This is a genomic window from Ktedonobacteraceae bacterium, from assembly GCA_035653615.1.
Classification (GTDB): Bacteria; Chloroflexota; Ktedonobacteria; order Ktedonobacterales; family Ktedonobacteraceae; genus DASRBN01.
In genome coordinates this window covers 173,310-193,030 of sequence record DASRBN010000031.1, presented here as the reverse complement: position 1 = coordinate 193,030, position 19,721 = coordinate 173,310, and the positions used below count along the sequence as shown (strand labels likewise).

The following is a 19,721-nucleotide window of genomic DNA, read 5'->3' as shown; positions in this document are numbered from 1 at the left end:
ACGAACAATTGGACGAAGCCACATTGTGTACAGACGAGCGGAATCGTTATAGTACCCATGATCTGATGTTTCTTGGAAATAATGTGCGTATAGGCATTATTGGCAAATCTGGACCATATACGCGATTCCGCACTCGCGCCGCATACGGGGCATGGTTGCGATGGAATATTCCAGTTCTCGTTGTCCTGGCTCAAAGCTGTCCTCCGGTACTACAATATCTAATGAATCGACCCGGTGGTTTTGTAGCATTATATAATTATATGAGGCGCGCCTGCATACTACTTTTGCATGCTACCTTCTCTCAAGATGGCACGTGATTGAAGTAACGGTAAAATTGATATCACTTAACACCTGCTATCACGCGCCAGTCAAATTAACATAGGAGCATTCTTACCATGAAAAAACCAAAGGCCATTCTCTTTGACCTGGATGGAGTCCTGACCGATACTTCGGAATATCACTATCGAGCATGGAAGCGGCTGGCAGATGAAGAGGGGATTCCTTTCACGCGCGAGGAAAACGATGAGCACCTGCGCGGCGTGAGCCGGCGTGAGTCCTTAATGTATATCATTCGCGGTCGCACCTACTCTGAAGACCAGATTCAGGAGATGATGGATCGGAAAAACAGGTATTATAACGATATGATCAAGGATATGACGCCAAATGATTTGGTGCCGGGAGGTAGAAAGTTGCTGCAAGAGATCCGGGACGCGGGAATCAAAATTGCCATTGCTTCAGGCAGCAAAAACTCTCGCACGGTACTCGAACACCTGGATATTATGGGGTATCTCGATGGCGTTTCCGATGGCTACTGCGTTGTAAATAGCAAACCCGCGCCCGATCTTTTCGTTTTCGCGGCAGGCCTTGTCAATATCCCTACGGTCGATTGCCTGGGCGTCGAGGACGCGGACGCGGGTATCGAAGCCATTAAGACGGCGGGCATGCAGGCGCTCGGTATCGGACCGGAGGACCGCTTCCACCGGGCCGATAAGGTGATTCCCACGCTCGCCAACAAGAGCTTAGAAGACATGCTGGCATAGTTGAATATACCTGCGGAAGGGGCTATTTGTGAACGTCTGGCAAATACAACAAGATAGATTTGACCCTAAAAAGCTCAACGTTGACGAAACCGTTTATACGATAGGCAATGGTTATTTCGCCACGCGTGGCTCCCTCGAAGAGGGACACCTTGGAGCCACCCCTGCCACACTGCTCTATGGGGTGTTTGACAATATTCCTATCGGAAAAGAGGAACTGGCGAATGTTCCCGATTGGCTGCGTATTGTGCTTTTCGTCAACGACGAGCGTTTTCGGCTGGATAGAGGAAAGATTCTCGAATTTTCACGCACGCTCGATTTGCGGAACGGAGTTCTTACCCGCCATGTACGCTGGGAGAGTCCTTCGGGGATTCGCATCAAATTTGATATAGAGCGCTTCGCAAGCCTGGCCGACGAACACGTGGGAGCAATTCGCTACAGCGCCACTGTTGAGCAACTACCGGAGGGCATGGTAGAAGCTAACATCACTGTACGCGCGTCCCTCAATACCGCCGTCGGCAACCACGACATACTGCACTGGGAAACCATCGATCAGGGTCACGATGGCAATTTGATCTGGCTGTACAGCCAGACGCGCCATTCCCATGTACGGCTTGTCCAGGCTATGAGCTTCGATACCGCAACGCCCGGTTTTCACAAAAACCTCATCGAATCCGACATCGCCCCGGCCATCCATCTTGGGGGCTGCCTCTCAACAGGTGAGACGATCACAGCGGAAAAGATTGTGGTGATGTATACTTCTCGCGATGTGTCCGACCTGCTCCCGGTAACAATGAAGCATATACACCAGATTCTCAAGATGGGCGATGCCACGGAGACCACTGAAGCGGACGCTCAAGACCATGCGGCAGCGCAGGATAAAAGAATTGATCCCTACCTGTCCCTGCGCGCAAAAAACGACGAGGCCTGGCAAAAATACTGGCAGCAGTCGGACATTATCATTGAGGGAGACGATAAGGCACAGCAGGCCATCCGTTACAATATTTACCAGCTGCGCATCAGCGTGGCGCCAGATGATAGCCGTTACAGCATTGCGGCGAAAGGCCTGACCGGTTTTGGCTATCGTGGCCACGTCTTCCACGATACCGAAATCTTCATGCTGCCTTACTACATCTACGAACATCCAGATATCGCGCGCTACCTGCTGCTTTACCGCTATCGCCTGCTACCTGCTGCCCGTGCCAAGGCCGAGCATAACGGCTACCAGGGCGCTCAATATCCCTGGGAAAGCACGCTCGATGGACAGGAGGCTACCCCTATATCGATTGTGCATCCAGAAAGCGGCGAACTTATCCCGGTTTTGAACGGTCACATAGAAATACATATCACCGCCAGCATCGCCTTTGCTACCTGGCACTACTGGTATGTTTCAGGCGATGATGAGTTCATGCGAGATTATGGCGCCGAAATACTGCTCAACACAGCAAAATTTTGGGGCAGCCGGGCAAGCTATAATGCCGAGCGCGACGATTACGAAATCAATGACGTGATTGGCCCCGACGAATGGCATGAGCACGTCAACAACAATGTCTACACCAACTACATGGCAAAGTGGAACATCCAGACAGCCATGGATGTTCTGCACTGGCTGCGCAAAACCAGCCCCGGCAAAGAGCGGGAAATGGAGCGCAAGCTCGATTTAACCGATGAGCGCCTGAACCATTGGCGCGAGGTTGCTGAAAAGATGCGCATCCCGCAAAACGAGCAAACGCACGTTTTCGAGCAATTCGATGGCTTCTTCGACCTGGAGCATCTCGACCAGCAGGATTACAAGGGTCGCACCGCCTCCTACCAGGCGATTCTGGGCATGAAGCCGGTGCAGCAATACCAGATCATCAAGCAGGCCGATGTGTTGATGTTGCTAACGCTCTTGCGAGACCATTTCGACCTGGAGACCAAGCGGGCCAACTGGGAATACTATTATCCCATCACCGATCACGACTATGGTTCCTCGCTTACGCCGGCCCTGCATGTCATCCTGGCCTGCGAGCTAGGCTATGTCGACACTGCCTACAATCTCTTCATGAAAGGAGCGCTGGTCGATCTGGAGAATCCCCGTGGCAATAGCGCCGAGGGCATTCACCTGGCATGCTGTGGCGCGGTCTGGCAGGCCACCGTTTTCGGCTTTGCCGGTCTCACCGTGACAGACGAAGGCTACACGACCAATCCATGCCTGCCCGAACACTGGACACGCCTGGCGTTTAAATTCCTACGCCACGGCGAAGAACATTTCGTCGACCTGCACAGGTAGATACACCTGGCGCTGGCAAGGAGTACCTTGTCGGCGCCAGGGATGTTCAACACGTTCAACCACATTTTACGATGATTCTTCCGAAAATCCGCCACGCGATTTGCATCGGTGGGAGTGCGCCGCAGGCGCATGATGTTTACCCATAAGTAGGCTGGGTGGCGGAAGTCGAGGCAGTTGCACGGCTTCACACCAGGGATTCTTCGCTGCGCTCAGAATGACACACTCGCCGGCGAGTGTGTCATTCTGAGCGCAGCGAAGAATCCCTCGCAACTTATAGATAATCACCAGCCATTTTCTATTGACAAGTAGCGTTGTTAGGGTTATTATAGGGTCACAAGCAAAAAGGATATGGCGCATTCGTCTAGTGGTCCAGGACGCCGCCCTCTCAAGGCGGAGATCACGGGTTCGACTCCCGTATGCGCTACCAATCGTGAAATAGGACGGTCCCAGGCCACTATACAGTTGCCTGGGATATCTCATTTTTAAGCACTTGCGGGATCAGGGGCTGCGTAGACGCCTGGTAATGCCACGGAGAAAGCTGTGCCCTGCCCTTCTTTGGACTCGAACCAGATACGCCCATGGTGCCGCTCGATGACTTCCCGGCAGAGATAAAGCCCCAATCCCGTCCCCCCGATCCCGTAGCTTTCGGCGTTGCTGGCACGCGCGAATTGACCAAAGATGCGAGCCTGGTCCTTTTCAGGAATGCCTATCCCACTGTCACGGATGCTCACGCAAGCCCCATGTGTGTCAACTACCTCAGAGATTGTAATCTCTACCATACCACCTTCTGGACTATATCTGATGGCATTGCTGAGCAGATTGGAGAGCACCTGCTCGATGCGCACCGGGTCGGCATTCACCACCAGTGACGGCACTGTGGTCACCAGAGTAAGCATATGACGGTCGGTCGTCACCTGCACCTGCTGCACCATTCGCTGTACCAGCACTACCAGGTCTACCGGTTCGCAGTGCAACTGTACCCCTCCACCTTGCAGGCGTGTCACATCGAGCAAATCTTCAGACAGCTCTACCAGCTGCGCCGTAGATTGATCAATGCTTTGAAGCGCTTCCTCCTGTCTGTCGAGGAGTTTAGGCCATTTGCCACGTTTGTTTTGCCGGAGCAACATCTGCACATATCCTCTCAGAACGGCCACCGGGTGGCGCAGTTCGTGCGCTGCCGTCCCGATGAACTTATCTTTCAACTGATCGGCCTCTCTCAAGATGGTGACATCCTGGTAGTTAACAAGCGCTACATATGGCGGTTCTTCCATCGAAAATCCTCCTGGTTGGAAGAATGTAAGCTTGAGACGATGCGCGTCAAGCGGAATCGCATTGACCAGTACCGAAAGAGTCGTTCCATTGGGTTGGCGGATAATAGACTGCACCTGTCGTACCGTCTCGCCATGGCGTACCGCTCTCAAGGTCGCGAGTTGCTCAAAAATTAGAGGCTGTTCATGCATGTCGAGCAGGCCAACGCCATTCTGCGCCAGAAACTCGTCCATCGGTTGTCCCTGCGGCCAGGTAGCTTCCCAGATGGTGGTCATAGCACGATTGGCTAACAGCAGCCGGGCGTTATGTCCGTAGACCAGGAAGACGCCGCTGGGAAGCTCGTCCAGGATCAATTGGAGGGTGGCGAGGCGGTCTTCCATCTCAGCACGCGCCTGGCGCTCGGCCTCGCGAATACGTCGCTCTGTCACATCATGCCAGAGTACTACAACGCCCGGTTCGCCACCCTGCGCTCGCCTTGCTCCTGGAGCAGAGGATAGTGATCCCATGGATCCCAGTGAAAGAGGGAGAAGCGAGGCAGACACAGTATATTCTCTCACGTCGCCATGCTCATCCTCCAGGTGTACCAGGATATCCTTCACCACTTCTTGCCGCAAAGCGCGTTGTGCCGGGGTGTAGAGGAGGGCTTCGATGGCCTGCTTCCCTCCAGGCATACTTGCGAATTGCTCGCGCACCAGGCGCGACGCGGCATTTTCATACAAAATATTGCGCCGCCGGTCAACGAGTATGACCCCATCGCTTAGACCGGCAAAGATCCGTTCTACCATAACGGCCTGTCTGCGCGCAACCTGAGAGAGCCGGGCATGTTCCAGCGCCATAGCTGCCTGGGTAGCCAGGCTCACGAGCAGGTCTTTATCCTCAACGGTAAAGTGTCCAGGCTCGCTGTGTCCCAATAGCAGTCCACCACGTACTTCTCCCTGGCTCGTCAGCAAGGGCACTTCGAGAAAACTCCGTAGCAGGGGATGCTCTGGCGGAATACCCGCTGAACGCCTATCTTCCACAGCTATATCTGGGATGGCAGCGGTCTGGGCCGGCAGTCTGATAGCATCGCCAGGATCGGATGACGAGGATACTTCAGAGGGGACAAGGGTGGGTACATTATCCATCAGGACCGGGACACCCTGGCGAAAGAGAGAAGCCAGTAATCCTTCTCGTGCCAACAACATGTGGCGCAAGAACACTTCTTGCTCAGGGCTGATCCCCACTACGGCCACCATGTGAAAGAGATCTCTCTCCGAAGACATCCTTACCTGACCTTCTTCATGCACCGGCCGTAGGCTCAATGCCGCAAAAGTGGCACCGGTTACGTCACGAGCCGTTTTGGCAATGAAATGCATGAGGTGAATTTCATCCAGTGCGGTCAGCAGTCTAACCCCTACCTTACTCAAGGCGGCGATCTTCTCAGTGGTCGATAACTTTTGACGAGTTTGCGTGCCTATCATCGTACGGTTTTCTCCTCACCCTCTATCTTTCATCTTTCGGCAGAGACTTCAACCGGCAAAGCTACTTCCAGGTTGGTTAGTCAGCAGCCTCACCTCTTGTATCACTTGCTGCTGCATGGCTTGCATCCTTCACAGGTGAGCAAAACATAGTACCCCTTCTACCCTTGCAGTATAAAGAGAAGGTATCATGAAAGCGTCACGAACCTCGTCATGAGGAATGGCTTCAAAAGATAGAAAACTTCAGCGACCACCAGTGAAGTGCTCAGGTTGAGCCCTCACTCTGGCACCTTGCAACGTTGTGGTAAAATATGCTTGCTGCTAGATGTAGCGAGGCAAGGGCATCATCGTTCCTTGTCTCTTTTACTTGAAAAGCACCGTGCCTGAACAGCAACAAATACTGGTAATTACCCAGAAGTCGGGCGACTCAGATGAGGTGGCTCAGTTACATGGAAGGCGCCAGAGATGCTTCGTTGCACTCAGCATGACAGCGTGGGGCATGTCATGCTGAGTGCAACGAAGCATCTCTGGCCCACTTATAGGTAATCACCAGAACAAATACTCTGGCACGCTCGCAATGATTCTGCTATAGTAATTACTAGAAGCACCACGAAATTATCTTCTAAAGAATCCGGTGCAGAGAGTCTATGTGCGGAAAATAAACTTGAAAGGAAACCCCGATGTATAAAAAGGTTCTCGTAGGCGTCATTCTATTCGGTCTGCTGACCGCGCTATTGGCCGCATGTTCGATCAGGGAAGAAACGAGCTCTAGCGGCCCGGTGGTTCATATGGGCGGGTCCAATTTCCTCGTCCCCTCGATCACTATCAAGAAAGGGGATACGCTCACTCTGATTGATGATGCGCCTGTCCCACACGAAATTTACAATGGCAGCTGGGTCAGTAACAGCAACGCAGTCAAAAAGGTAGAACCGGGCGCTCCGGTTGCGAATGACATTAAATTCGCAGGAAATGATAGCGCGCCACTCGGTACATTTAATACGGCGGGCACGTTCCATTACTACTGCTCTATTCACCCAGGCATGAATCTGACTGTGATAGTCCAGTAAGAACAATGCGGCCTCAAGCAACAGGGCAAAGGAGGACGGCCTGGCGGATGGGTATGCCTATCCGCCAGGCCGTCCTCCTTTGCCCTGTTATTCAATTCAGAGTTCCCCAAACAGTTATTTCTTTCCTCAGATCGCGTTTATTTTTAACAGTACCTACCCGTAAAAGGCAACCAGGGGTAGTACTTTTTTGGTAAAAATCGCGCGTTATGCAGTATTTAAGCTCGCTCGTGCTATACTGATTCACGAATATGATAAACAGATAGATAAAGGTGGTTCTTATTCGATGTGGTCGCAACACTGGAAACAATGGCAAAAAAATACTTCTGTCTCTTCTTTGATAAAATGTGGGGCTGTCGTCCTCTTCTTTTTACTGAGCATCCTCGTGGTCTCTTGTGGCAATAGCAACGCTCAGTTCGCTTCGACCAACCCTGTCGTCACGGTCACCGTCAATTTAGGGGTGGTCAATGGCTCGCCAACACCGGCATTTCCTGATTACGCCTGTGGGGGATGGGCAACCAATACATCGCCGCCATATAGCCCATCAAGCACTGTAGATGTCTACGCCAAATTTACGCATACCGTTGACGGTAACCCTGTTGGGGTCGCAGGAGCAAGCGGAACCGCTGTAGTGCTATGGCCGGATGGCAGTACTACTACATTAACCGCTACTACCGGCAGCGATGGGCTGGCAGTCTTTCCCGTAGCATTGAAACCCATTGCTCTCAACAAAATAGTGCTTGTTCAAATTTCATTCCAAAAGCAGGGGGTTCCAGCCTGCACCATCCCGCAGGCAGCCTATTTCACGGCGATTCTTGCCTCGCCAACAGCCCCGGCAACACCATCGTCTACGGTATCGCCGTCGCCAACACTCCCAGTTGGTGGCACACCTACAGGGACGCCGACCGGATCACCTTCGCCCACGCCTAAACCAACCAAAACACCTAAACCGCATTGAGCTTTTGAGCTTTTGACCTCGAGCGGCGGCCTATGCTATAGTAACAGCATATGGCCGCCGTTCTCTTTAATACATTTGAAATAAGAGCTTGCATCGTGACGAATGGAGAAAGTTCCACATGGCAATCGAACAACAGCCCTCAAATACTTCGCACATCGCTTCCAGTATCCAGGAAGGGAAGCAACAGAATCAGGAAAATACCTCTAATAATGTTCTTGCGGCCTATAACGCGACTACCGGTAAAGTGATTGCGGAGCTTCCTGTTGCTGACGAGACAGCCGTAAAAGAGGCCGTCGCGAATGCGCGTGCCGCTCAAGCAGCCTGGAGCGGGCTGACATTTAAGGAGCGCGGCGAATATTTGATTCGATTTCGTGACGCCATGCTGAAACGTACAGACGAAATCGCCAACATGATTTCGCAGGAGGTAGGCAAACCGCGCATCGAAGCACTGTTGAATGAGATCATGGCGGCTGCCGATTTCATTAACTATTATGTCAAGCATGCGGAGAAAATGCTGGCGGATGAACCGGTTCCACTGCACCTGCTGAAGCATCGCAAGAGCTACATCCACTATGCTCCCCTGGGAGTCATCGGCATCATTTCGCCCTGGAACTTCCCATTCGTACTCGGCCTCTCTGAGGTCGTCACCGCGCTTATCGCGGGCAATGCAGTCATCCTCAAACCCTCGGAACTGACACCACAATGCGGCCAGGTCATCGCCGACTTATTTGCCGCCGTCGATCTGCCGCAGTACGTTTTCCAGGTTATCCATGGGGATGGCAAAACCGGCGCCGCGCTGGTGAAAAGCGGGGTCGACAAAATTTGCTTCACGGGAGGCGGCGTAACGGCTCGCCATATCATGCGCGCCGCCGCCGATAATCTGACACCGGTGATCTTCGAACTGGGCGGCAAAGACCCTATGATCGTTTGTGCTGACGCCGATATTGAGCGAGCGGCGCAGGCAGCTGTCTGGGGCGCATTTGCCAACTGCGGGCAGATTTGCGCATCGGTTGAGCGCGTCTACGTCCACAAAAGTATAGCCGACGCCTTTATTGGCCGCACGATTGAGCTGACACGGAAACTGCGCGTCGGCAATGCCGCTGCTGGCGAAGATGTCGATATTGGCTCTATGGTGCATGAACGCCAGGTTCAGGTGGTCGAACGCCAGGTGCAGGACGCGGTCAGTAAAGGGGCCAGCATCTTGTTCGGCGGACACCGGCCCGAGAATCTCACAGGCCCATTTTACGAACCAACCATCCTTACAGATGTCAATGCTGATATGGAAGTGATGCGCAATGAAACCTTTGGACCGCTCCTGCCCATCACGGTGGTTGAGGACGATGAAGAAGCTATCCGCCTGGCAAATGACAGCAACTATGGCCTGGATGCCTATGTCTTCAGTAAGGATAGCAAACACGCGGATAGCATCGCCAGGCGCCTGGAGGCAGGCACTGTGATGATCAACGATGTGATCGCGGCCTATTCAGCGCCGGAGGCTCCCTGGGGTGGTGTAAAGCAATCGGGCATCGGACGCGTACACGGCGGGGCAACAGGTCTGAAGGAGTTCTGCCAGGTACGCCACATCATGGGTGAGCGCATCCAGCTGCCACTGAAACGCGAACTCTGGTGGTTCCCCTATCACCAATGGCAGTTGCCTCTCTACAAGCAGGTAATCAAATTGCTATTTGGCTTCAGCGGTAGAAAACGAAAGAAATAACCAGGAGCCACATCGAATACAGACATTACAGGATTACCGCCGAAATACGAAAAGCTAAAACATACGATGGAATGAGGACCAAAGATGATACCAATCACCCTGATTGCTACAGCTATTGGGTTGGGCATTGCCTACGCCGCCGCACCGGGCGCGGTTAATACGGAAGCTATACGTCGTGGGATCGCCTGGGGCAGCCGTTCAGTCCTGCTGGTTGAAACCGGTTCGCTGATCGGAGACTCGTTGTGGGCAATACTCGCATTAACCGGTGTAACATTCCTGACCCGCTACCTGGCGGTTGAGATAATACTCGGGCTCACCGGTGGCTTCTTCCTATTACGCCTGGCATGGTTAGCGCTCTCCGAAGCCTTTACACGCCAGCACGTTTCCTCAGATAAGGTATCCACCACGCGGGGAGATTTCGCCACCGGCGTTGTGTTTGGTCTGGCCAATCCGGTAGGACTCGCGTTCTGGACAGGCCTGGGAAGCAGTGTCGTTGCTTCAGGGATAACCGGCTGGCAGTTTTTGTATTTCTTCGCCGGTTTCTTCCTGGGGGCGGTACTCTGGTGCATCGGAATCAGCGCCATTGTGCGCTGGGGACGCAGGTGGATTCATCCGGCCCTATTTCGCTGGATCAACGCCCTGTGTGGCCTTGCGCTCGGCTATTTTGGCATTCGTGTTCTCTGGATTACCGTGCAAGACTGGTTAGAACACCAGCTTCTGCCTGCCTTAAAACCCACACGTTGAGTCCCCTGCTGGGTAGGGCCATCCTGTATCTGGTGATTACCTACAGGCACCCACCTATCCTGCTCATTCACGGCATGAAAGACGAAGCCGTCCCCATCAGCCATGCCTATCAAATCGCGAAGCAGGCCAGAGCTTGCGGCATTTCTCTTGAAACATATCTGGTAGAGGATGCCGCGCATTGTGATGCATATGCGCATGACCCGCAAGGATATATTCATGTGCTGCAACAATTCCTCGCCCTGCACCTCGGCAACGATTTTCCCCACGGGCATGGTTGCTTGAAAATGGCTTGAAATAGCAGCGCAAGAGTTACAATTCCAATTTATCCAGGAAAAAGCCTTGCAAAATTCCAATTATCTATGCATAATTGGAGCAGGGAGATTTTTTACCGTAGATGCAAGTTGCGCATGTCTCGCGTGCATATGCTGCTACCTATTGTCAGATAACCATGCAAGGGAGCCGATGATGTTATCGCCGGAAGATACTACCGATACTACAACAGGACCGTATGACCGATCAGCACGTATTGCTGCACGCCGGGAAATCATCAACGAGAAACGCCAGAGGCAGACAGACATCCTGCCGCGCATCAATAGCGAAACGCCACCGGCAGGAAAACTGGCCGCACGTCAACTGGCCCATCTGCGTGAGGAGAACAAGCGCCTGCGCTGGGACCTGGAAGATATGGAGCGCCTGCTCGCTGAGTATAAGCAAGCTATAAAACAGCTAGAGCGGGAAAACGCTTCGATTCGCAATACGCAGCAGGTGGAGATCGAACAATACCAGGAACAACTGCGCGATATGATGGAAGAGCAGAAACAGTTGCAGGAAATCAACGCGAACCTGGAGCGCCGCTACCAGGAGCTTTACCACTCTTTCCATCAAAAAGTTGAAGAGGAAGCTCAGTCACTGGTATCAGAGGCCGCCAGCACGCTGGTACTCTCTCCTGATCACACTCCGCCAATATTGCATGATGTGGTAAAGACGCTGGAATTGCAAGTCAAACAGATCGAGGACCAGCATGTAGCTGAGGTCCTGAGGCTAATGCGCCAGGCGCAGCATAAAGCCCAACTACTTGAGCAAGAACTTGCAAGCGAGCGGGAAGCTATTCACCAGGAGCGACAGAATCTGATTAAACTCCAGAACAGTATACGCGAGCAGGCGCTGCTGCGTCATAAAGTGCTGGAGAAACAACTGAAAATCCGCTGGGTCGCGGGTTTCACTTTAATCGCGGCCATCATGCTCCTTGTACTACCTACCCTGCAATTGATTTTACACGCGTTAGGCCTTCCGCTCGCATTCTATCTATTCTTACCGGTTGCGCTTTGTATCGCTCTGACCTATTATCTTGCAAGTACGCGCGTTATGAACCGTACACGTGGGGCAAGCAAAAAACAGAGCGACAAAGTAACGGTGAAGTTGCCCAATCCAAATCTCCCTGATAAGTCTCCCGTGAAGGCAGGAGCTAAGTAATATTACCAAAAACCTGGCAGCCCATCTATAGTGCTGCCAGGTTTTTTTGTGCCGGGTAGCTCGCCTTCTCAGGCATGAGATCGACGTGGATAGCATCCGGATCGATAATAGTCAGGTCTATCGTTCTTCCATGACCAATAGTCTCCTATCTCGCATTTCATCACTCAAGCGTCGCAATCTTTGCGAAAGCCCGGTAGCCGGCTGCATCAGCCAGGCGAAGCGAAGCGGTATTGGAAGCATCGGCACTGTAAATCGGAACCAGTCCTTCTTGCAGGATCGATTGTGTCCACAGAATAGTGGCTGCTAGCCCATATCCCTTCCGGCGCGCTTCAGCAAGCGTATCTATCCCCAATTCACAGGCTTCTAAAGTGCGTCGGGAACTATGAGCCAGGCTCACAAGTTGCCCTGCAATGACCACGCCGATAAGTGGTTGCCTTTGGGGATGAAAGTAGTAATCCTGAGAACCAGGATCGAACGCCTCAATCAGCGCTTGATCCTTTTCAGTTAAAGGACGGGCAATTGTGGCGGCAGTTGCCTTATCAAATCGCGGGGCGGCAACCAGGGAAAGAGCCACCTCGCGATGTACTTCTGATAGTGGAACACCAACCGATGAGGATGTCAGGGCTTCGTCCGCTCTCAAGCGTAGTACTTCCCGTTCAATAGCGGTCACACCGGGTCTCCATATATACACGCGGCCCGAAGCCAGGTCCGCCACACAGAGATTCCAGAAAAGTTGTGAGTCTTCGGCAGATAGCTCAACATCATTGAGCACAGGGGAAGCAAAATGTACGTCCCAGACGGCCTCGACGTGCAAGCGCAGTAATATACGATCGGTCAATTGCATGATAATCCTTTCTCAATGGTGAAAGACAAAAATCCTTTCGAGAAGAAACGTTTCCCATCAAGGGCCTCCAATCATTGAGATGAACTGCCAAATCAGACCGCGCTGGCTCGTATCTTACCAATCTTTCAATATCCAGGCAAGCGATTGGAAGTTTGGTGATTACCCATGAGTTCCCTGGACGAGGCGAGTTCACCTGGGTTCAGGAGTGCGCGAGGGATTCTTCGCTGCGCTCAGAATGACACGTCTGCTCGTAGGCCTGTCATTCTGAGCGCAGCGAAGAATCCCTCGCGCACTCCTGATGAGTAATCAGCAGGAAGGTTGCTCACACAAATTGCATGCTGATACGTGATAATTATGAATCCTTCTTGCTGCTGGCAAGATAAAACAGACGAGATTGCTATACGCAATGTGCCGGAGTGAGGTATACTCTGGATAGCGGCATAAATTTTCTGTAAGGAGAGTGAATATGGTACAAGAAGTTAAGCCGGTAACACAACTGAAACAACATACGGTATTGAAGCAGCACACGATCTGGCAGAACGGCCAACAGCCCGAACCATGTGTGATCGTCATATTCGGTGCCACGGGCGACCTGACGCAGCGCAAGCTTTTGCCTACCCTGGCCCATCTCTGGCACGACCATCCCCTACCCGAGGCATTCTCGATCATTGCTTTCGCGCGCCGCCCCTTGAACGATGAGCAATATCGCGGTATGGCCATCGATTCGATCAACAAATATATGCCCGATGATGATAAGCTCGATAGCAAAGCGCAGCACGAATTTGCTCAGCACATTTTCTATTGCCAATCCGATTTCAATGATCGCGAGGGATTCCAGAAGCTGGCGGATATGCTCGAGCAGCTGGATAGGGATCGGGGCACACAAGGAAATCGCATCTACTACCTGGCAACACCGCCTTCCCTCGACTCCGAACTCATCCATCAACTCGGTGGCGCCGGCCTTGCGCGCTCGCAGGCTAATCAGGAAGGCGAAGAGGGATGGGCACGCCTCATCATTGAAAAACCCTTCGGGCGCAACCTGGAAACGGCGCAAAAACTCAATCGCGAACTCGCTCGGGTCTTCCGTGAAAATCAGATTTTCCGCATCGACCACTACATGGGTAAAGAGACGGTGCAAAATATTCTGGCATTTCGTTTCGCCAACGGTATTTTCGAGCCACTCTGGAATCAGAAATACATCGACCACGTGCAAATTCTGGTAGCAGAGAGCCTGGGTATCGGCACGCGTGCTGAATATTACGAAGAATCAGGCGCGATACGTGATATGGTGCAGAACCACATCATGCAAGTGCTCTGCCTGACCGCCATGGAACCACCGGTTGCATTCGACGCCGAGGCCATTCGCGACGAGAAGGTCAAGGTCATGCGCGCCATTCCGTTGTTCACTCCAGAAAAGGTGAAACAGAATACGGTGCGCGGTCAGTACACAGCCGGTGTAATCGACGGACAACAGGTGCCGGGCTATAAAGAGGAGCAGGGGGTTGCGCCCAACTCGACGACCGAAACGTATGTCGCTCTGAAACTGTTCGTCGAAAACTGGCGCTGGGCCGATGTTCCTTTCTACATCCGTACCGGCAAACGCTTGCCAAAACGCAGTACCGAGGTCACTATCCAATTCAAGCGTGTTCCACACCAGCTCTATAATCCGAATGAAACGAAGGGGCTGGTGCCTAATCGCCTGACCATTCGTATTCAACCAGATGAAGGGATGAGCCTGAAATTCGCCGCCAAAGTGCCCGGCGCGGCCCAGCACCTGGCAGATGTGAATATGAATTTTTCCTACGAAAGCGCCTTCGGCATCGAATCCCCCGATGCCTACGAAAGATTGATTGCCGACTGTATATTAGGAGACTCGACACTCTTCATACGTCGTGACGAGGTAGAAACTTCCTGGCGCATCATCGACAGCATCACCAATGTATGGAAGGATATGCCTCCCGATACCATCTATCCCTATAAAGCCGGAACTTGGGGGCCTGAAGAAGCCAATGAATTGATCCAGCGCGATGGAAGAGAGTGGGATAACCCGTAACCTCAACGCCCATAGGATATGGAATGAGGGAGAGAGCGACCACAAGGACTTGCATAAGTAGATTTCTGGGAACGGGACGGACACCAGTAGCCGAGGCCGCTTCCAAAAACCTCCGCGTATGAACCCTTGTGGTCGCGCCCTCCATAGGCTCTCTCGGCTAAATCGTCCGATCTGTTGCTAGCAGCCACTAATGCCATCGATGGCTTTGTAGCAGGTGCCCTTTGAATTTATTCAGGAAGCGCGTCCTGAAGCCACAGGTGCATTCAAAAGGATGAGCAATACGATGCACTATCTGCCACACGAAAATGATCGAGAATATTGTTGTGACGAACAGGTAGATGATGATGAGCATCTCTCTCTTTTTCCTTTGAACGAAATCCCTCCATCATACGAAATTCAATTCAATCAATATTACTAGACGAAACTAAGCGATCAATTTAAAATCTCTTTGTACATTTCTTTTTCTATACCTACGATTACAATTATTTATAGTACCGATGTTCTAAAGGAAATTCTTTCAATCAGTATATTACCCATATGTAGGGATTTAAACGACAAAGCATCCTGTTAAGGTCTTGTCATAAACCCTTATATCTCTTATAGTACCTATGAAGGTGCCTTTTACTTACCGAGTAGCCAGATAGGTAACTAGCCTCGCTTGAAGTAAGGAAGAATGCTATGAAAGCAGACGAGAACAACTTACCCGGTCAAGACGAAGTCGAGATTACAGATCTGGGCTCTCCAGAGCAAACTTCCAATTCTCTCATTGCGCGCGCGGCAGCGGGGTTTATGCAAAAAGTCCTAACTCCACGTAAAAGACTTTTCATATGTTTGATGAGCGTCCTGATATTATTGCTGATCTTACTGCCCGTAATCCAATCGGGTTCATTTTCCATATCCAGGCCAACTGTTTCTAACCCGGGGCGTGCGAGTGCCCCATCTCAACCTCATCTCAATGATATATCGGTTGCGGACGGAAGGGCTTATATACTGGCAGCAGATGGCACGCTGGAAGCGCACCGGACAAGCGACGGCAAGCTGCTCTGGCAACATCAAGTAGGCTTCCCCCCAACGGCTTATTTATGGGCAGTGTACGATATACTCTACATTGCATGGCCCACAGATACAAATGGGGGTGTAGCGGCCCTGCGCGGCAGCGACGGCAGTTTTCTCTGGGAACATCAGACCCCTCCTCCTGGGCCATCATCTTTGCTGGTCAAGGATGGGATAGTCTATGTCAATGGTCAGGGCGGCAGTGTTGAAGCGTTACGCAGCAGTAATGGTTCTTTTCTGTGGTACTTTATATCTGGCCTGGATATGCCCCTGGATGGCTTCTTATCGGTTGCGAATGGAACGGCTTCTATCCTGACCAGAGATAGTATGGTCTATGTACTGCGAGCAAGCAACGGCTCCAGGATTTTGCGCTATCAAGCAGATCCCAGTGATAATAACCCCTGGGCGCCTTTCATAGATGGTGACACGATGTATATAGCCCGCGGCACGAATGAGGTGCAGGCGCTGCGTATGAGTGATGGGAAACCCCTCTGGCAGTACACCTCTCCAGGAAACGCACTTGAGCTTCTGACGGTCGCGGACGGAATAGCTTATATCAGCACAACGAGTGGGACAATCGAGGCTTTGCGGGACAAAGATGGTTCATTGCTCTGGCAGTACCAGACAAGGGAGGTATTTGGTGGAGCGCCACTGGTAGCGAATGGCGTTACCTACATTGCTACATTTGATGGCACGATCATCGCTTTACGGACAAGCGACGGCTCCCTGCTCTGGCAACATCAGGTGGATGCCCTTGGCTTTCGTTATTCCCCTATACTCCAGGATGGAATCCTTTACGTCGCACTAAGTGACGGTTCGCTTGAAGCATTGCGACCAGGAGACGGAAGTATTCTCTGGCATTATACTTCAAAAGCTACAATTCTCTGGTATCCAAGGGTGGTTGACGGGCTTATGTATGTCCGGCACATCAATGGAACGATGGATGTCTTGCAATCAAGCACAGGAAAATTCCTGTGGCGCTATCCTGCTACCTCGTAGTTGTTGATCTTTTCCTTTATGTCTCATCCGCCAGGGGAAGCGTGAACCAGAACGTAGCGCCTTCCCCAGGCTGGCTTTCGACGCCAACCTGGCCACCATGCTGCTGAATGATGGCCCGGGTGATGTATAAACCAAGCCTCAGCCCACTTCCCGAACCTGCCGGACGCCTCTGTCCCTGTCCGAAACGCTCCCATATCATATGCTGCTCTGAATCTGGGATTCCCGGTCCCTTGTCCTGCACCGCGGCACGTGCCTGCGAATCATTTACGGCCAGCAATACCTTAACTGGTTGATCGTTGGGAGAAAACTTGAGCGCGTTCAGAAGGTAATTGGTTAATGCCTGCTTGATGCGATCAGCATCGGCAATCACCGCTACCAGGTCATCAGCAGGCAGTTCCTGCTCGATGACTTTTTGACCGGCAAGTTCTTGCAGGCTTGAGACAGTTTCGCGCACAATTTCGACCAGATTGCACCATGCCGGGGAAAGTTCGAACATGTTTGTTTCAATGCGAGAGGCATCCAGCAGGTTGCCCGCCAGCCGAATCTCTGCTGCGACCTGTCGTTCTGCGCGTACCAGCACCTCCTGAAGCCTTGCGAGTAGATCTACTGCCGTATCTGGTAAAGGCGATTCTAGTGCGCGTTGAAGCAGACGGCGCGCCTGGTGTAGCGTGCCTCGTGTCGTGGCAAGCGGCATGCGCAATTCCTGGCCAAGCGCATTCATCAACTCTACCAACGCCGTACCGGTTGGAGCAAATTGTCCAGGAGAAATGGTACTGAACTCCTGAGATTGCCGTCGACGCTGAAGTAAAAATGCCTCGAAATCTGCGTCTTCAATACGGTAGCCCGCTCGCCCAAAGGGAGTACCTTTGAGTTCACCGCTGCGTAACCAGCGCCGGACGGTATCGAGACTGACACCCAGACGTGTAGCCACATCTGCTGTCGTAAGATAGGATGGCATATCAACCTCACCCTTTCACCTGGCATGTTATCATAAGACATGATAAGCGGTTATAAGATATAGACAGGGAAGAGTTTTGTTCTTCCGCCTGTCAGAAAGTTCCCCATTTCTTACGAAGGGAGCGTAATAAAGCGATGCCTCGGAAAAAGACTGCCGCCGTAAGGCTAAACCGCGCACATTCCAGCATCCTGCATCGTTCGTCAGAATTAGATGCGTTTGTGGATCAATTTCTATCCATAGTATGCGACACGAGCCGCCGCTATATTCTGGAGCTGCTTGCCGCACCCAACGACAATGACCCATCCGTCCCTACGGAGCTACGCTCTGGAGAAATCGCTCAAGAACTCGGATTGAGCAGCGCTACCACCTCTGAGCACCTGCGCCAGCTCGCCAATCTCCACATGGTTACAACTCGCAAACAGGGAACCGCGGTCTACTATCGTTTGTCAAATCACTTGCTTGTCCAGGCCTTTTTAGACCTGCTGCGAACGCTGGAACAGTATTATCAGAAGCAGCTGTCCTGAAGCATTTCAGGTTATTCTCAAGCGGCTTCTAACATCCTCTCTCTTACTCCTTTAACATCCTTTTCTTGTTCGGTAATAGGCGAAATATGGGCCTTAACTATGACACGGATGAGAAATATGTCCTGTTTCTAATTCCATTCCTGACCAATAGAGCAACAGAGTTTCCTCGGTTAGCACCGAAATACTGCCTTATTATGTGAAACGTATGGTACAGGTGGACGTATCAAGAAGAAGAAAAAAGGTGGAAAACGGGGTGATTACATGGTGACTTATGCGAAAATAAATCAGCTGCAAGGAAAGAAAACTTATTCTCCCGCAGCTGTTGGAGACTCCATAGCCGCGCTCTGGGCGGTATAATGGGTTTCCAGCGCACGTAGCAATTCATGGAAAGCCCGCACCAGGTGACGATTGCGCAGCCTGTAATAGACCATCGTACCCTCTCTACGCGTACTTACCAGGTGCATTTTGAGCAACTGGTGCAAGTGCTCCGAGGTTGTAGATCGAGCCAGCCCTAATTGCCTGGCAATATCTCCCGCGCGCAGCTCGTAGGCCTCCGGGGAATCCTGTCCGTCAGGCGGAACAAGCAGCTCTAGAATGGCACGCCGGCTCTCATCACAGGTAGCATCCAAAAATTGATTGATATAGTGATCTACCTGGTAAGGCCGGCGTCGAGAATGTGCTGAAAATGCAGATGTACCCTTTTCCCTCGCCATAATGCTATCCTTTCTCCATACTCGCAGGTGAGCATGGTTACAATCTTTCTTAATCTCATCACGAGCGAGTTGCTTTTTCCGTTTCAGCTCTGCTTATAAGTACTGGCGAGGCTGCGTTCCTGTACCGGCTGTATATGTGCCCTTCGTTGACACGTTCCACATCAACTAAGATGGCGCAAATAATTGATCAATAGCAGCGAGGAGTTCGCTAAGATCAAATGGCTTCTGCAATAGAGAGATTTGCCGGGCTTTCACCTCTTTTTGCACGCGCAATGTTTCGGCAGTGATTATCAACACGGGTATATGTTCCAATTCCTTGTTTGCATGGACTTGATCATAGACCTCGAGACCGTTCATACCGGGAAGGCTATAATCCAGAATGAGCAAATCTGGCTTCAAGGTGTGCAACATCTTTAAGGCTTGAAAGCCATCGGTGGCCAGCACTGCCTGGTAGGGTGTTTCTTGCTGAATTGCCTGGACAAGAAAGTTGCCAATGCCCGCGTCGTCTTCAACAATCATCACCGTTTTTAGCTCGCTGGGGTCTGATTGAATAGAGTCGTCACTGTCCATGCTATACCACCAATCT

The 19,721-nt window shown here is 51.9% G+C and carries 17 protein-coding genes and 1 tRNA gene; 12 read left to right on the top strand and 6 right to left on the bottom strand.

Annotated features, from left to right (window positions below):
* Positions 1–395: 395 nt before the first annotated feature.
* The 3 genes from pgmB to VFA09_17185 all read left to right on the top strand — a co-directional run bounded on the left by pgmB (position 396) and on the right by VFA09_17185 (position 3,736).
* Complete coding sequence (gene pgmB / locus VFA09_17195; protein HZU69014.1) at positions 396–1,040, top strand: beta-phosphoglucomutase; 645 nt, start codon at positions 396–398, stop codon at positions 1,038–1,040.
* Between the two features lie 28 nt (positions 1,041–1,068).
* A complete protein-coding gene (locus VFA09_17190; protein ID HZU69013.1) occupies positions 1,069–3,309 on the top strand; it encodes a hypothetical protein in 2,241 nt (746 codons plus the stop codon).
* Between the two features lie 350 nt (positions 3,310–3,659).
* Positions 3,660–3,736, top strand: a tRNA-Glu gene (locus VFA09_17185).
* Between the two features lie 55 nt (positions 3,737–3,791).
* Here the strand turns inward: VFA09_17185 and VFA09_17180 are convergent.
* Positions 3,792–6,038, bottom strand: coding sequence for a GAF domain-containing sensor histidine kinase (locus VFA09_17180; GenBank protein HZU69012.1), 2,247 nt, complete (start codon positions 6,036–6,038; stop codon positions 3,792–3,794).
* A 677-nt stretch (positions 6,039–6,715) separates the two neighbouring features.
* Between VFA09_17180 and VFA09_17175 the strand changes: the two genes are divergently transcribed.
* From VFA09_17175 to VFA09_17150, 6 genes are all read left to right on the top strand, one after another.
* The gene (locus tag VFA09_17175; GenBank protein ID HZU69011.1) at positions 6,716–7,102 is read left to right on the top strand and encodes a plastocyanin/azurin family copper-binding protein; all 387 of its coding nucleotides are present in this window, start codon (positions 6,716–6,718) and stop codon (positions 7,100–7,102) included.
* 187 nt (positions 7,103–7,289) lie between these two features.
* Entirely contained in the window at positions 7,290–8,057 is a 768-nt protein-coding gene (locus VFA09_17170) for a hypothetical protein (protein HZU69010.1), read from the top strand.
* Positions 8,058–8,175: 118 nt separating this feature from the next.
* Entirely contained in the window at positions 8,176–9,774 is a 1,599-nt protein-coding gene (locus tag VFA09_17165) for an aldehyde dehydrogenase family protein (GenBank protein HZU69009.1), read from the top strand.
* Positions 9,775–9,858: 84 nt separating this feature from the next.
* Positions 9,859–10,518, top strand: a complete 660-nt coding sequence (locus VFA09_17160; GenBank protein ID HZU69008.1) for a LysE family transporter — start codon at positions 9,859–9,861, stop codon at positions 10,516–10,518.
* The gene (locus tag VFA09_17155; GenBank protein HZU69007.1) at positions 10,515–10,811 is read left to right on the top strand and encodes a prolyl oligopeptidase family serine peptidase; all 297 of its coding nucleotides are present in this window, start codon (positions 10,515–10,517) and stop codon (positions 10,809–10,811) included. The genes VFA09_17160 and VFA09_17155 overlap by 4 nt, the downstream gene beginning before the upstream one ends.
* A 169-nt stretch (positions 10,812–10,980) precedes the next feature.
* Positions 10,981–11,991 (top strand): hypothetical protein, encoded by a 1,011-nt coding sequence (locus VFA09_17150; GenBank protein HZU69006.1) that lies wholly within the window; start codon positions 10,981–10,983, stop codon positions 11,989–11,991.
* Between the two features lie 160 nt (positions 11,992–12,151).
* Here VFA09_17150 and VFA09_17145 read toward each other — a convergent pair whose 3' ends face one another.
* Positions 12,152–12,835: a GNAT family N-acetyltransferase gene (locus VFA09_17145; GenBank protein ID HZU69005.1), complete on the bottom strand. Its 684-nt coding sequence runs from the start codon at positions 12,833–12,835 to the stop codon at positions 12,152–12,154.
* A gap of 466 nt (positions 12,836–13,301) precedes the next feature.
* On the opposite strand from VFA09_17145, the gene zwf reads away from it, so the two are divergent.
* A complete protein-coding gene (gene zwf / locus VFA09_17140) occupies positions 13,302–14,888 on the top strand; it encodes a glucose-6-phosphate dehydrogenase (protein ID HZU69004.1) in 1,587 nt (528 codons plus the stop codon).
* A 187-nt stretch (positions 14,889–15,075) separates the two neighbouring features.
* On the opposite strand, the gene VFA09_17135 is transcribed toward zwf, so the two are convergent.
* Positions 15,076–15,240 carry a hypothetical protein gene (locus VFA09_17135; GenBank protein HZU69003.1) on the bottom strand — a complete coding sequence of 55 codons (165 nt, stop codon included), beginning with the start codon at positions 15,238–15,240 and terminating at the stop codon, positions 15,076–15,078.
* Positions 15,241–15,566: 326 nt separating this feature from the next.
* Here VFA09_17135 and VFA09_17130 point away from each other — a divergent pair, with 326 nt between their 5' ends.
* Entirely contained in the window at positions 15,567–16,940 is a 1,374-nt protein-coding gene (locus tag VFA09_17130; GenBank protein ID HZU69002.1) for a PQQ-binding-like beta-propeller repeat protein, read from the top strand.
* A gap of 16 nt (positions 16,941–16,956) precedes the next feature.
* Here the strand turns inward: VFA09_17130 and VFA09_17125 are convergent, their stop codons facing one another.
* The gene (locus VFA09_17125; protein ID HZU69001.1) at positions 16,957–17,898 is read right to left on the bottom strand and encodes an ATP-binding protein; all 942 of its coding nucleotides are present in this window, start codon (positions 17,896–17,898) and stop codon (positions 16,957–16,959) included.
* 134 nt (positions 17,899–18,032) lie between these two features.
* Here VFA09_17125 and VFA09_17120 point away from each other — a divergent pair, with 134 nt between their 5' ends.
* Entirely contained in the window at positions 18,033–18,422 is a 390-nt protein-coding gene (locus tag VFA09_17120) for a metalloregulator ArsR/SmtB family transcription factor (GenBank protein HZU69000.1), read from the top strand.
* Between the two features lie 305 nt (positions 18,423–18,727).
* Here VFA09_17120 and VFA09_17115 read toward each other — a convergent pair whose 3' ends face one another.
* On the bottom strand, positions 18,728–19,135 hold the full coding sequence (locus tag VFA09_17115) for a metalloregulator ArsR/SmtB family transcription factor (protein HZU68999.1): 408 nt from the start codon (positions 19,133–19,135) through the stop codon (positions 18,728–18,730).
* 165 nt (positions 19,136–19,300) lie between these two features.
* Complete coding sequence (locus VFA09_17110; protein ID HZU68998.1) at positions 19,301–19,705, bottom strand: response regulator; 405 nt, start codon at positions 19,703–19,705, stop codon at positions 19,301–19,303.
* Positions 19,706–19,721 lie beyond the last annotated feature (16 nt).